The sequence below is a fragment of the Nocardia sp. CA-136227 genome (genome assembly GCF_050955695.1).
GTDB lineage: Bacteria > Actinomycetota > Actinomycetes > Mycobacteriales > Mycobacteriaceae > Nocardia.
In genome coordinates this window covers 6,574,555-6,587,855 of the sequence record NZ_CP192081.1, presented here as the reverse complement: position 1 = coordinate 6,587,855, position 13,301 = coordinate 6,574,555, and the positions used below count along the sequence as shown (strand labels likewise).

The following is a 13,301-nucleotide window of genomic DNA, read 5'->3' as shown; positions in this document are numbered from 1 at the left end:
TGCTACGGTTTCGTGTGATGCCGATAACTCCGGCCACCAGCGACGGCATACCGGTCGGGAGCCTGCCGGTGACCGATCGGTGAGAACTGCTTTGTTGCCGAGAAGCCAGATTTAGGAGAGATAGTGGCGCTATCGGACTCCCCGCGAGACACTGCCGGTCCCGCTGCCCCGCGCGGAAGCGGATTGTTCCGGACCAAGTCGGTCGAACAATCGATCCGCGACACCGACGATCCGGACGCCAAGCTCCGCAAGGATCTGACCTCGTGGGACCTCACGGTCTTCGGCGTCGCGGTCGTGGTCGGCGCGGGCATCTTCACCCTCACCGCGCGCACCGCGGGCAACATGGCCGGGCCCGCCGTCTCGCTGGCCTTCGTGTTCGCCGCCGTGGCCTGCGGCCTGGCCGCCCTCTGCTACGCCGAGTTCGCCTCGACCGTCCCGGTCGCGGGCAGCGCGTACACCTTCTCCTACGCCACCTTCGGTGAGCTCGTCGCCTGGATCATCGGCTGGGACCTGATCCTGGAATTCGCGCTCGGCACCTCGGTCGTGGCCAAGGGCTGGTCGCAGTACCTCGGCACGGTCCTGAACACCCAGCCCATCTGGCACATCGGATCGGTCAAGTTCGACTGGGGCGCGGTGCTGCTCATCGCCATCCTCGGCGTGCTGCTGGCCATGGGCACCAAGCTGTCCTCGCGCGTGTCCGCGGTCGCGGTCGCCATCAAACTGGCCGTCATCGCCCTGGTGGTCGTGGTCGGCGCGACCTACTTCAAGGCCTCCAACCTGAAGCCGTTCGTCCCCGAATCGGTCCCCAATGCCGACAGCGGCGCGAGCGCGGTGCACCAGACCCTGTTCCAGCTGGTCACCGGTGGCGGCAACAGTCACTTCGGCTGGTACGGCCTGCTCGCCGCGGCCTCCATCGTGTTCTTCGCGTTCATCGGCTTCGACGTGGTCGCCACCGCCGCCGAGGAGACCAAGGACCCCGCCCGCAATGTGCCGCGCGGCATCCTGGGCTCGCTGGCCATCGTGACCGTGCTGTACGTGGCCGTGTCGCTGGTGCTCACCGGCATGGTGTCCTACAAGGACCTGCAGGGCAACGACGCCACGCTCGCGACGGCTTTCGCCATCCACGGCGTCACCTGGGCCAAGAACCTCATCTCCATCGGCGCGCTGGCCGGTCTCACCACCGTCGTCATGGTGCTGTTCCTGGGCCAGACCCGCGTGCTGTTCGCCATGGCCCGTGACGGCCTGATGCCGCGCAAGCTCGCCCACACCGGCTCCAAGGGCACTCCGGTCCGGATCACCGCCATCGTCGGCGTGGTCTGCGCCGTGCTGGCCGGGTTCGTCGACTTCGGCACGCTCGAGGAAATGGTCAATATCGGCACGCTTTTCGCCTTCGTGCTGGTGTCCATCGGCGTGGTCGTGCTGCGCCGCACCCGCCCCGACCTGCCGCGCGGATTCCGGGTGCCGCTGGTGCCGCTCATCCCGATCCTGTCGGTGCTGGCCTGCGCGTGGCTGATGCTCAACCTGTCGGTGGAGACCTGGCTGCGGTTCGTCATCTGGATGGCGATCGGCATGGTCGTGTACTTCGCCTACGGGCGCCGGCACTCCCTGCTGAACAGCCGAGATGTGAAAACCGGTAGCTGATCGGGTGCTCAGGTTCGGTGCCGGTGGTGTGTCGTCACGGTTTCACCTCCCGGAATGCGGTTCAATTGCTCTCGAATAGTGAGAGTTGTGCCACAAGTTCCGCCCATCAGCACCGCTTCAGCATCCCGAGAGGAACCGATCGTGAGCATGCTCCTCGCCGTGCATGACGCTTACACCTCGGTTGTCGCGCAGATCGGCAACCCCACCCCGGAGACGCCGCCGGTGGCGGACAAGCTGATGAAGCTGGTCCGCTACTTCACCTGGTTCACCATGCTGTCCGGCGTCACCGCCATCACCTACGGCGGCGGCCGGTTCGCCTGGGAGAAGTGGAGCGGCGGCGGGCTCGAGTCACCGAAGATGGTGGCCGGAGCCATGATCGGCGGCGCGACCGCCACCAGCGCCGGCACCATCATGAACGCTGTCATAGGCAGCTAGCAGGACAAATCTCGTAGCTCGGGTCCTCCGCCCCGAACGCCTGCGAGACGCCCCCCGACGGGTGCGCCGGAAAACCGGCGCACCCGTTCGCGTTTCGACACCTAGCCCTGGGCCAGCATCTTGTTCATCTGATCGATCTCCTGCTGCTGGGCATTGACGATGGCCTGCGCCATGGCCTTCGAATCGGCGTTGGTGCCTTGCGCCAGTTCGGTGTTCGCCATGGTGATCGCGCCCTTGTGGTGCTCGATCATCATCTGCATCCACAGCTTGTCGAACTCGGGGCCGGACAGGCTCTCCAGCTTCGCCATCTGATCCTTGGTCATCATGCCGTCCATGCCCGCGTGGCCGCCCATGTCGGCGGACGGGGCGGGCTTGCCGAAACTCTGCAGCAGCGTGGTGATCTGCTGCATCTCCGGGGTCTGCGCCGCCTCCACGGCCTTGGCCAGGGTGAGCAGCTCCTGGTTCTGCGAGCGGGTCGGCACCAGCTTCGCCATCTCCACGGCCTGCGCGTGATGCGGGTACATCATCTGCAGGAAGGTCACGTCGGCGTCGTTGAAATCGCTGCGGGTGGCCGCCTGCGCCGAGGTGCTGGTCTTGCCGTGATCCATGCCGGGCATGGTCCCGTGATCCACGGCCGCGGTCGTGGTGGTGGCCTTCGAGCCCTCGTTGTCATTGCTGCTACAGCCCGCCGCGACGAGCGCGGTGGCGGCGGTGGCGGCGATCAGGGCGAACTCGAGACGGGTGCTGAACATGGTTGAACTCCTTGGGGTGTGGTGAGTGATCCGGATCCGGGCATGCCGAACTCCGCGTCCGCGCGAGGTAACGCGGCGCGGCGGGCCCATCAGATCCGCAGAATCGCCAGGTCGGCCAGGGAGAGAACCGTCCACGGAGGTGGACGGGCGGGGAATCCGCGCGGATGGCGCGGGGGCGAGACGAGCGTGTCGCGGCGGCCGGGTCCGGCCCAGGCCAGCAGCGCCAGCCCGAGGCCGAGCAGCAAGGCCGTCAGGACGAACAGGCAGCCGTGCATACCGGCGTGACCATTGCCGCAGTCACCGCCGCAGCCCGGCATGGACATGGACTGATCCATTGCCGACACCACGGCGATCGGTGCGGCCTCCAGCAGCGCGTCGGGCAGAGAGATCGGAGCATCGTGCGAATCGGCCATCGCGCTCATGGCGGAACCGGAATCGTGGCTCGTGCCGTCGTGGTTCATGCCGAACACGAGGGCGTGCATGGCCACCAATCCGGCCAGCAGTGCGAGCAGCCCGAAGGCCCGGATGAACCAGGTGCCGGGGGACCGTTGCTCGACCACCCGGACATTCTACTCACGCCGGTCATACCCCCTCTCGGTATCTCCGCCGGGACGCGCCGGACTCGCCGCCGCGAGGATCGGCGGGGCGGCCGGTAGCCTGGCGGCCGTGTCACAGCGCGAACTGGTCATTCTCGGAACGGCCAGCCAAGTACCGACCAAACAGCGCAACCACAACGGCTACCTGCTGCGCTGGGACCGCGAGGGCCTGCTGTTCGACCCGGGGGAGGGCACCCAGCGGCAGATGAGCTTCGCGGGCGTGGCCGCCAGCGGTATCACCCGCATCTGCGTCACCCACTTCCACGGCGACCACTGCTTCGGGCTGCCCGGTGTGCTCGGCCGCATCAGCCTCGACGGCGCGCTGCACCCGGTGGACGTCTACTTCCCCGCCTCGGGTGAAGTCTTCTACGAGCGGCTGGTCGACTCCTCCGCCCACAACCGCCAGGTCGAACTGCACCCGCACCCGATCACCGACAACGGCGAACTACCGCCACCGGGAGCCGATTTCACTCTGCGGGCCGCGCGACTCTCGCATCCGGTGGAGGCGTTCGGTTACCGCCTCGACGAGCCCGACAGTCTGCGTTTCATCCCCGAACGGCTGCGCGAACTGGGCCTGTCGGGTCCGGTCGTCGGCGAACTACAGCGCCGCGGTGAAGTCGAGATCGGCGGCCGCACTGTCACTCTCGACGAGGTGAGCGAGGCCAGACCGGGCCAGAGCTTCGCCTTCGTCATGGACACCCGCCTCTGCGACGGCGTGTACGACCTGGCCCAGGGTGTCGACATGCTCGTCATCGAGGCCACCTTCGTCGACGCCGACGAGAAGCTCGCCGTCGAATACGGCCACCTCACCGCGGGGCAGGCCGCTCGGGTCGCGGCCCGTGCCGGCGTCCGCACCCTCGTCCTCACCCACTACTCCCAGCGCTACCGCACCCTCGACCAGCATCTCGCCGACGCCCGAGCCCATTTCGACGGCGAGATCGTGGTGGCCGAGGACCTCATGCGAATCCCGGTGCCGCCCCGCCGCTGAGGGGTGCGAAGTTTCGCGGCGGCCCCGCCGCGCCGACGGGCGCGGGCATGATGGTCGGCATGGACGCGCACAAGGAGCTCATCGCACTCGCCGACCGGTACTGGGACGCCATGCTGGAGTCCGCGCCCAGTGAGGCGACCCTGTTGGGGGACAGGCGATTCGATGATCGGATCGAGGATCTGTCGGCGGGGTCGGAGGAGCGGTTGCTCGGCACCTGGCGGGGGCTGCTCGCCGAGGTGGACGCGCTGGACGCGGCGGGGCTGAGTGCGGAGGACCGCACCACGCGGAGTCTGCTGCGGACCGAATTGGCTTCGGCGGTCTCGTATCTGGAGTGGCGGCCGGTGGAGATGGCCTCGGATCAGATGACCGGGGTGCACTCGTCCATGTTGACCATGGCGCCGCAGGTGAACGCGCCCGCGCCGGAGAACGCGCGCAATCTGGTGCTGCGGTATCGGCAGTTCGGGACCCTGATGGGGCAGGCTGTGGAGCGGTTCCGGGCGGGGCTGGCCGCGGGGCGCACGCCCGCGCACATCACCATCGAGCGGTCGATCAATCAGCTCGACGGGTATCTGTCCGCCGATCTGGCCGACGATCCCTTCGTCACCCTCGCCGGGCCGGCGGACTGGGATGGTGAAAACGCTTGGCGCGCCGAGCTGACCGAGGTCGCGCGCGATGTCATCCGTCCCGCGTTCGCCGCCTATCGGGAGGCGCTCGACACCGAGCTGCGGCCCGTGGCCCGCCCCGACGAGCGGCCCGGCCTGTGCTGGCTCGGCGACGACGGCGCGGACATCTACCGCCGCCTGCTGCAGCGGCACACCACGCTGCCCGACCTCGGCGCGGACGAGATCCACCAGCTGGGCCTGGACGAATTGGCCGGGCTGCGGGCCGAATACGAGGAGATCGGCGGGCGCGAGTTCGGTCTCACCGACCAGACCGCCATCTTCGCCCGGCTGCGCGAGGACACGGCGCTGCGCTACACCGACGCCGCGGACATCATGTCCGACGCCCGCGCCTGCCTGGCGGCCGCTGAGGCCGAGATGCCCCGCTGGTTCGGCCGGTTGCCGCGCCAATCCTGCGACATCCTGCCCGTTCCCGACTTCCTGGCCGCCGACGCGCCCGCGGCCTACTACTTCCCCCCGGCCGCCGACGGCTCGCGTCCCGGCGCGTACTACGTCAACCTGCGCGAGCCCGGCACCCGCAACCGCTACGAGACCGCGGCCGTCGCCTACCACGAGGCCATTCCGGGCCACCACCTCCAGCTCACCATCGCCAACGAGCTCGATCACCTCCCGCCCTTCCAGCGAATGTCGTTCTCCAACACCGCCTTCGTCGAAGGCTGGGCGCTCTACACCGAACGCCTTGCCGACGAAATGGGCCTCTATCCCGACGACCTCGCCCGCATCGGCATGCTGGCCGCCGACTCCTGGCGCTCCTGCCGCCTGGTGGTGGACACCGGCCTGCACGCCAAGGGCTGGACCCGCCAGCAGGCCATCGACTTCATGGTCGCCAACGCCCCCGTCGGCGTCGAGGAGATCCGCGTCGAGATCGACCGCTACATCGCCATGCCCGGCCAGGCCGTCGCCTACAAGGTCGGTCAGCTCGAGATCCGCCGCCAGCGCGCGCAGGTCGCCGACCGCCTGGGAACCGCCTTCGACATCAAGGCCTTCCACGACAAGGTCCTCGGGGCAGGCTCGGTCAGCCTGCCGGTCCTCCGCGACCTGGCGGCCACCCTCTGATCCGCCAGATGTGGCGGGGCATTCGCGCCGGGACCCGGGAGGGGGAATAGCGGACCGGGCGGTGCGTTCGACTCCATGGTGAGTCGGGTTGTGGAGAGGGGTTGCCGGTGACGGCTACGGATGTGAAGTCGTCGATCGGATTGCGGTCGGAGCGTGGGCCGATTCTGGCCGCGTTGATGTTGTCGACGTCGCTGGTGGCGCTGGACTCCACGGTGATCGCGACCGCGGTGCTCACCATCACCGACCAGCTCGGCGGATTCGCGCAGTTCCCTTGGCTGTTCAGCATCTATCTGCTGGCGCAGGCGGTGACCGTGCCGATCTACGGCAAGCTCGCCGACATGGTGGGGCGGAAACCGGTGATGTTGTTCGGGATCGGGGTTTTCGCGCTCGGGTCGCTGCTGTGCGGGCTCGCCACCAGCATGCTCGGGCTCATCGTGTTCCGGGCGGTGCAGGGCATCGGGGCGGGCGCGGTCAGCCCGATCGCGATGACCATCGCCGGCGACGTCTACACCGTGCAGGAGCGGGCCAAGGTGCAGGCGTACCTGGCCAGTGTGTGGGCGACCTCCTCAGTGGTGGGTCCGCTGCTGGGCGGGGTGTTCTCCGAATACGTCAGCTGGCGGTGGATCTTCCTGGTCAACCTGCCGCTGGCGGCGTTGGCCGGCTGGATGATCCAGCGCAAGTTCACCGAAAGCGCTCCGCGGCAGAGCCATCGGATCGACTATCTCGGAGCCGGGCTGCTGACGGTCGGCGCGGGCGCGCTGATTCTGGCGCTGCTCGAGGGCGGGCAGGCCTGGGCCTGGGGTTCGGCCGCGAGCCTGGCGCTGTTCGGCGGCGGCGCGGCGACGCTGGTGGCGTTCGCGCTGGTGGAGCGTCGGGCCGCGAATCCGATTCTGCCGTTGTGGATCTTCACCCGCCGCGTGGTGGTGGCCAGCAGCCTGGTCTCACTGCTGGTCGGCGCGATCCTGCTGGGGCTCACCTCGTATGTGCCGACCTTCGCCCAGGGCGTGCTGGGCAGCGGCGCGATGATCGCCGGACTCACCGTGGGCGCGCTCACGCTCGGCTGGCCGCTGGCGGCGTCCCAGGCCGGGAAGGTGTACCTGCGCATAGGCTTCCGATCGACCGCCATGATCGGCACCGTTCTCGCCACCGTGGGCGCGGCGTCACTGCTGCTGGTGGGCGCCGGCTCGAGCCTGGCGCAGGTGGCCATCGGCTGCTTCATCGTCGGGATGGGTATGGGCCTGGTCGCCACCCCGACCCTGATCGCGGCGCAGTCGCAGAGCGAATGGTCCGAGCGCGGCGTGGTGACCGCCACCAATATGTTCGCCCGCTCGCTGGGCAGCGCGGTCGGGGTGGCCGTGTTCGGCGCGGTCGTCAACGCGCGCCTGGGCGACGCCGACCATCCGGCCGCGGCCGATCTCGCGCCCGCGGTGCATCTGGTCTTCGTCGGCGTGGCCCTGATGGCGGCGGTCATGATCGCGGCGGCCGCGTTCATGCCGCGGGGCGACGGGAGCGCGGCGGAAATCCATTCGGCGTGAACGAGAATTGCGCACAGGTCATTTCATTTCGGTAAAAGGCCACCGGCGGTGCCGAATGGAATAGTCCGGCAATGATCTAGCACACTGTAGGTGTGGTTGAGGTCGAGGACGTATTGCGCCGGCTGCGGCGGTATCCGGATGTCGAAGCGGTGAACCTGTACGCGGTCGATGCCGCTGACCGGCTCATGCTGGATGTCGCCGCCGATTCGCTGGCCGCCGTGGGAGACCAGCGGGTGGCGGTGATCGACGACGGCTACGGCGCGTTGACGCTCGGCGCGATCGCCGCGCACGACCTGCGCGGCGTGCGCGTGCATCAGGATTTGCTGACCGGAGAATTGGCGCTCGCCAACAATGCCCGAATTGTCGGACTATCCGAGCGCTATTCCGTCGAGGAATTGGGCCCGGACCTCCTCACCGATGTGCGCGTGGTGCTGTGGCGGCTGCCGCGCGCCCTGTCCGGCCTGGCCGAGACCGCCGACGCCATCGCGCGTTTCGCGCTGCCCGAGGTGGAGGTCTTCGCCGGCGGCCGCGACAAGTACCTGACCCCGGCCATGAACGAGGTGCTGGCCGAATCCTTCGGCTCGGTGCGCGCCAGCCGCGGCCGTCAGAAGTCCCGCGTCCTGCTCGCGGCCGATCCCAAACCCGTTGGCGAACCCCGCTTTCCGGTGCGCAACCGCATCGACGAACAGGACCTGGAGGTGGTCGCGCACGGTGCGGCCTTCTCCGGCCCGCGCCTGGACATCGGCACCCGCTTCCTGCTCGACCACCTGCGCCGGATGAAGCCCGATGCCCGTGACGCCATCGATCTGGGTTGCGGCACCGGCATTCTCGCGGTCGCCCTGGCCAAGGCCCGCCCCGGCATTCGGGTTACGGCGACCGACCAGTCCGCCGCCGCCATCGCCTCCACCCGCGCCACCGTCGCCGCCAACGATGTCGCCGACCGGGTCACCGTGCTGCGCGACGACGCCATGTCCAGCGCCCCGGACAACAGCGCCGACCTGGTGCTGTGCAATCCGCCCTTCCATATCGGCGCGGCCGTGCACACCGGTTCGGCCATCAAGATGTTCCAGCAGACCGGCCGCGTCCTGCGCCCCGGCGGCGAACTCTGGACCGTCTACAACACGCACCTGAACTACCGCAGCGTCATGGAGCGCATGGTCGGCAGAACCGATGTGATGGGCCGCAATCGCAAATTCACCGTGACCCGGTCGGTGTGTGGTCTGCGCGACGCCGAACAATAGGGTTCATGGGACGAATCGATCTTCGAATCTTCACCGAACCCCAGCAGGGCGCGTCCTACGACACCCTGCGCACGGTCGCCAAGGCCGCCGAGGACCTCGGCTATGACGCCTTCTTCCGCTCCGATCACTATCTGAAGATGGGCGACGCGGACGGCCTGCCCGGCCCCACCGACGCCTGGATCACCCTGGCCGGGCTGGCCCGCGAGACCAGCCGCATCCGGCTGGGCACCCTGGTCACCTCGGCGACCTTCCGGCACCCGGGCGTGCTGGCCATCGAGGTGGCCCAGGTCGACGCCATGTCCGGCGGCCGCGTCGAATTCGGTTTCGGCGCGGGCTGGTTCGAGGCCGAACACGCCGCCTACGGCATCCCCTTCCCGGCCGCGAAGTTCCCGCGCTTCGAGGAGCAGCTGGCCATCGTCACCGGCCTGTGGTCGACGCCGGTGGGGGAGACCTTCTCCTTCGCGGGCGAGCACTACACCCTCACCGATTCCCCGGCGCTGCCCAAGCCCGCGCAGGACCGGGTCCCGGTCATCATCGGCGGCATGGGCGCCAAGCGGACCCCGCGCCTGGCCGCGCGGTACGCGACCGAGTTCAATGTGCCGTTCCAGTCCGCCGAGGCCAGCGCCGACCAGTTCGATCGGGTCCGCATGGCGGCCAAGGACATCGGCCGCGATCCCGCGGACATCACCTTCTCCAACGCCCTGGTCGCCTGTGTCGGCGCGAGTGACGCCGAGGTGGCGCGGCGGGCGGCCGCCATCGGGCGCGAGGTGGACGAGCTGCGGGCCAACGGCCTGGCGGGCAGCCCGGACGAGGTGGTCGACAAGCTCGGCCGCTACGCGGAGATCGCCGGGACGCGCCGGGTCTACCTGCAGGTGCTGGACCTGTCGGATCTGGATCACCTGGAGCTGATCGCCACTCGTGTGATGGGTCAACTGAACTGATCCTTCGGTAAAGCTGAGGTAAAGTCCGTTTGGTCTGATCTGGTGGGGTTCGGGAACTCCGGGCCCCCACCACGCGTTGGACGAGTAGCTTCACTGGCCACGACCGACGTGAGCCGCGACTCCAGAAAGGGACGCACGGAAATGCGCTCCACATCCAACCCGGTCTTCCGGAACTTGCAGCCGCAGCAGGGCGGCTATGCCGGCTTCGGCTCGGCGCCTGGAGCCGGACAGTTCCCCAACAACCAGTACGGCCAGCAGCCGCCGCAGTACCCGGGCGGGTACCAGCAGCCCTACCAGCCGGCCGTGCCGACCACCCGTCCGATGACCATCGACGATGTCGTCCAGAAGACCGGCATCACCCTCGGCGTGGTCACCCTGACGGCGATCCTGTCCTACGCGCTCACCTCGGCCAACCACGGCCTCGCCATGCTGTTCCTGCTGGTCGGCGGTCTCGGCGGCTTCGCGCTCGCCATGATCATGACCTTCGGCCGCAAGCAGGACAACCCGGCGCTGGTGCTCAGCTACGCGGCGCTGGAAGGCCTGCTGCTGGGCTCGTTCTCGTTCCTGTTCACCAATGTGCAGATCGGCGGAGTCGGTGGCTCGGGCCTGATCGCGCAGGCGGTGCTCGGCACCTTCGGCGTGTTCTTCGGCATGCTCGTGGTCTACAAGACCGGCGCGATCCGCGTCACCCCGCGCTTCACCCGCATGATCGTCGGCGCCATGATCGGCATCCTGGTGCTCATGCTGGGCAACCTGGTCGCCGGTTTCTTCACCTCGGGCGGCTTCGGCCTGCGTGACGGCGGCCCGCTGGCCATCGTCTTCAGCCTCGTGGTCATCGGTGTCGCGGCCTTCAGCTTCCTGCTGGACTTCGACGCCGCCGACCAGCTCATCCGGGCCCAGGCTCCGGAGAAGGCGGCCTGGGGCGTGGCGTTCGGCCTGACCGTCACCCTGGTCTGGCTGTACCTCGAGATCCTGCGCCTGCTGAGCTACTTCCAGGACCGCTAGTCCGGAAGGGCTGACGGACAGCTGAATACGCGAGTGGGCGGGCATCGGGAATCCGGTGCCCGCCCACTGCTGTGTAGCCAAGCCTGAGAACAGCTTCACTCGTTGGTCACCACCTCCTTCAGCACGTCGGTGGCGACGTGATCCGCGCCGCAGTGGTCGGCGAGGATCGCGATGCTGGAGCAGTTCCGCACGCGCAGCGGCAGGATCGCCTGATAGGCGTCCGACTCGTACCAGTCGACAACGGCCTGGTGGTCGGGGAATTCGATGACGATGGCGATCGCGTCGACCGGGCCCTCGATGACCCGCTGGGTGCCGCCGTGGACGATGAACCTGCCGCCGAACGGTTCCAGCGTGGAGTCGATGCGCTCCAGGTATTCCACGATGTCGGCGTTGAGGTCCACGTCCCACAGATTGGCGATGGCGTAACCGGGCATTTCGAGCTCCTCGATCGGATTGCTGTGCTGCCCTTGATGTTTCCGCCAACGCGGAACGAAGTCGATTACCTGCCGGGTAATGCCGCCGGTCCCGGCCCGGGAAAACGAAACGGGCCGCCCGACCGTGAGGTCGAGCGGCCCGCGTCAGTGCCGAGTGATCAGCTCAGGCGCTCGATGATCATCGCCATGCCCTGGCCGCCACCGACGCACATGGTCTCCAGACCGAACTGCTTGTCGTGGGTCTGCAGGTTGTTGATGAGGGTCGCGGTGATGCGGGCGCCGGTCATACCGAACGGGTGGCCCAGGGCGATGGCGCCACCGGACACGTTCAGCTTGTCCTCGTCCATGTTCAGCTCGCGAGCCGAACCCAGGACCTGAACGGCGAAGGCCTCGTTGATCTCGTACAGGTCGAGGTCGTTGATGGTCATGTTCGCGTTCTTCAGGGTGTTGCGCACGGCCTCGATCGGGCCCAGGCCCATGACCTCGGGCGACAGGCCGGAGACGCCGGTGGCCACGACGCGGGCCAGCGGGGTCAGACCCAGGGCCTTGGCCTTGGTGTCGGACATGACGACCAGCGCCGCCGCACCGTCGTTCAGCGGACAGGCGTTACCGGCGGTGATGGTGCCGTTCTCGCGGAAGACCGGCTTCAGCTGCGAGATCTTCTCGTAGGAGGTGCCGGCGCGCGGGCCGTCGTCGGTGGTGACGACGGTGCCGTCGGGCAGGGTCACCGGGGTGATCTCACGCTCGAAGAAGCCGGCCTTGATGGCCTCCTCGGCGCGGTTCTGCGAACGCACGCCCCAGTGGTCCTGGTCCTCGCGGGAGATGCCGGTGAAGGTGGCGACGTTCTCGGCGGTCTCACCCATGGCGATGTAGACGTCCGGGAGCAGGCCCTCGGCGCGCGGGTCGGTCCAGGTGGCGTTGGAGGCCTTGGTCGCCTGGGTGCGGGCCTCGGCGTCGGCGAAGCGCGGGTTGTGGCTGTCCGGCCAGCCGTCCGCGGTGCCCTTCGGGAAGTTGGAGACGGTCTCGACACCGGCCGAGATGAACACGTCGCCCTCGCCCGCCTTGATGGCGTGGAACGCCATACGGGTGGTCATCAGCGAGGAGGAGCAGTAGCGGTTGACGGTGACGCCCGGCAGGGAGTCGTAGCCGAGCTGCACGGCGACCGAGCGCGCGATGTTGAAACCGGCGTAACCGGCGGGCTGGCCGCAGCCCAGCAGCAGGTCGTTCACATCGTTGACGTCCAGGCCCGGCACCTTGTCCAGGGCGGCCTGCACCATCTGCGCGGCCAGATCGTCCGGTCGCATGCTCACCAGAGAACCCTTGCCGGCGCGGCCGATCGGCGAGCGGGCGTACGAAACGATGACGGCCTCAGCCATGAGGACTCCTTTTTTGCTGGGGTGATCCTCTTCGAATTTACGACGGGTGTGTTGAGCGTCCTACATCCGGTATGCCCGTATCCCATCCACTGGTCTGTGGGATATCGCTCACTCGGTCAGGCGGGCACGTCGAAAGCGCTGTGGGACGGGATGTTCGCCATGTCGGTGTAGACGGTGACGACGATGTGGCCGGGTCCGGTGTCCTGGAACAACGCGTAGTGCTCGCTGCCGTAGAAGCCGGCGAGGACGGGAACTCGATATTCGCCGGCGGCGCCGGTGTTCATATTGCGCCAGGCGACGGTGGCGGTGGTCTCACACATCGGAGCGAAGGAGAACTCGCCCGGATCGAACCCGGCGACCGGCAGCGCCTGCACGCTCAAGATCGCCCGGCCCGGCCACTGCGGGCTGGTGTCGGCCCAGGATCGGATATTGCCGCCGCACAGCATCGCATCGTGGTACATGCTCGGGACCTGCGGAAACTCGATGGTTCCGGCGTGGGCGGGCGCGGCGGAGATGATCATGGTCGTGCTGCCGAGAACGGTCAGCAGGGAGGCGGCGGCCAAGCTCGTCGGCATCCTCATGGGGCGATGGTAATTTCCGGCAAGCGTGATATCGCCGACG

The 13,301-nt window shown here is 68.2% G+C and carries 13 protein-coding genes; 8 read left to right on the top strand and 5 right to left on the bottom strand.

All coding sequences use genetic code 11. The annotated features are described in order from the left end of the window. Positions 1-183: 183 nt before the first annotated feature. Both ACQP06_RS30635 and ACQP06_RS30630 read left to right on the top strand, forming a co-directional pair. Complete coding sequence (locus ACQP06_RS30635) at positions 184-1,641, top strand: amino acid permease (RefSeq protein ID WP_433668241.1); 1,458 nt, start codon at positions 184-186, stop codon at positions 1,639-1,641. A 147-nt stretch (positions 1,642-1,788) separates the two neighbouring features. Further along, positions 1,789-2,076: a hypothetical protein gene (locus ACQP06_RS30630; RefSeq protein WP_357092367.1), complete on the top strand. Its 288-nt coding sequence runs from the start codon at positions 1,789-1,791 to the stop codon at positions 2,074-2,076. 101 nt (positions 2,077-2,177) lie between these two features. Here ACQP06_RS30630 and ACQP06_RS30625 read toward each other — a convergent pair whose 3' ends face one another. Together ACQP06_RS30625 and ACQP06_RS30620 are read right to left on the bottom strand one after the other, a co-directional pair. After that, complete coding sequence (locus tag ACQP06_RS30625; protein ID WP_433668239.1) at positions 2,178-2,828, bottom strand: DUF305 domain-containing protein; 651 nt, start codon at positions 2,826-2,828, stop codon at positions 2,178-2,180. 89 nt (positions 2,829-2,917) lie between these two features. Beyond that, positions 2,918-3,388 (bottom strand): DUF6153 family protein, encoded by a 471-nt coding sequence (locus tag ACQP06_RS30620; RefSeq protein ID WP_433668237.1) that lies wholly within the window; start codon positions 3,386-3,388, stop codon positions 2,918-2,920. A gap of 106 nt (positions 3,389-3,494) precedes the next feature. Between ACQP06_RS30620 and ACQP06_RS30615 the strand changes: the two genes are divergently transcribed. The 6 genes from ACQP06_RS30615 (at position 3,495) to ACQP06_RS30590 (ending at position 10,870) form a co-directional block, all read left to right on the top strand. After that, on the top strand, positions 3,495-4,412 hold the full coding sequence (locus tag ACQP06_RS30615; protein WP_433668236.1) for a ribonuclease Z: 918 nt from the start codon (positions 3,495-3,497) through the stop codon (positions 4,410-4,412). A gap of 59 nt (positions 4,413-4,471) precedes the next feature. Beyond that, positions 4,472-6,148, top strand: a complete 1,677-nt coding sequence (locus ACQP06_RS30610; protein WP_433668234.1) for a DUF885 domain-containing protein — start codon at positions 4,472-4,474, stop codon at positions 6,146-6,148. A 107-nt stretch (positions 6,149-6,255) separates the two neighbouring features. Further along, positions 6,256-7,683 (top strand): MDR family MFS transporter, encoded by a 1,428-nt coding sequence (locus ACQP06_RS30605; protein ID WP_433668232.1) that lies wholly within the window; start codon positions 6,256-6,258, stop codon positions 7,681-7,683. Between the two features lie 92 nt (positions 7,684-7,775). Continuing rightward, positions 7,776-8,924, top strand: a complete 1,149-nt coding sequence (locus ACQP06_RS30600) for a class I SAM-dependent methyltransferase (protein ID WP_433668230.1) — start codon at positions 7,776-7,778, stop codon at positions 8,922-8,924. Positions 8,925-8,938: 14 nt separating this feature from the next. Further along, on the top strand, positions 8,939-9,865 hold the full coding sequence (locus tag ACQP06_RS30595) for an LLM class F420-dependent oxidoreductase (RefSeq protein WP_433673479.1): 927 nt from the start codon (positions 8,939-8,941) through the stop codon (positions 9,863-9,865). A gap of 141 nt (positions 9,866-10,006) precedes the next feature. Beyond that, complete coding sequence (locus ACQP06_RS30590; RefSeq protein ID WP_433668228.1) at positions 10,007-10,870, top strand: Bax inhibitor-1/YccA family protein; 864 nt, start codon at positions 10,007-10,009, stop codon at positions 10,868-10,870. A 95-nt stretch (positions 10,871-10,965) separates the two neighbouring features. On the opposite strand, the gene ACQP06_RS30585 is transcribed toward ACQP06_RS30590, so the two are convergent. The 3 genes from ACQP06_RS30585 to ACQP06_RS30575 form a co-directional block, all read right to left on the bottom strand. Next, complete coding sequence (locus ACQP06_RS30585) at positions 10,966-11,304, bottom strand: DUF1330 domain-containing protein (protein WP_433668226.1); 339 nt, start codon at positions 11,302-11,304, stop codon at positions 10,966-10,968. 158 nt (positions 11,305-11,462) lie between these two features. Further along, on the bottom strand, positions 11,463-12,680 hold the full coding sequence (locus ACQP06_RS30580) for an acetyl-CoA C-acetyltransferase (RefSeq protein WP_357280193.1): 1,218 nt from the start codon (positions 12,678-12,680) through the stop codon (positions 11,463-11,465). 116 nt (positions 12,681-12,796) lie between these two features. Beyond that, positions 12,797-13,261: a hypothetical protein gene (locus tag ACQP06_RS30575; protein ID WP_433668224.1), complete on the bottom strand. Its 465-nt coding sequence runs from the start codon at positions 13,259-13,261 to the stop codon at positions 12,797-12,799. Between the last annotated feature and the right edge of the window lie 40 nt (positions 13,262-13,301).

Excerpts from the sequence above, each read along its gene's own strand:
- ACQP06_RS30630 (WP_357092367.1), top strand. The coding sequence starts at position 1,789 with ATGCTCCTCGCCGTGCATGACGCTTACACCTCGGTTGTCGCGCAGATC.
- ACQP06_RS30625 (WP_433668239.1), bottom strand. The coding sequence starts at position 2,828 with ATGTTCAGCACCCGTCTCGAGTTCGCCCTGATCGCCGCCACCGCCGCC.
- ACQP06_RS30610 (WP_433668234.1), top strand. The coding sequence starts at position 4,472 with ATGGACGCGCACAAGGAGCTCATCGCACTCGCCGACCGGTACTGGGAC.
- ACQP06_RS30590 (WP_433668228.1), top strand. The coding sequence starts at position 10,007 with ATGCGCTCCACATCCAACCCGGTCTTCCGGAACTTGCAGCCGCAGCAG.
- ACQP06_RS30585 (WP_433668226.1), bottom strand. The coding sequence starts at position 11,304 with ATGCCCGGTTACGCCATCGCCAATCTGTGGGACGTGGACCTCAACGCC.
- ACQP06_RS30580 (WP_357280193.1), bottom strand. The coding sequence starts at position 12,680 with ATGGCTGAGGCCGTCATCGTTTCGTACGCCCGCTCGCCGATCGGCCGC.
- ACQP06_RS30575 (WP_433668224.1), bottom strand. The coding sequence starts at position 13,261 with ATGAGGATGCCGACGAGCTTGGCCGCCGCCTCCCTGCTGACCGTTCTC.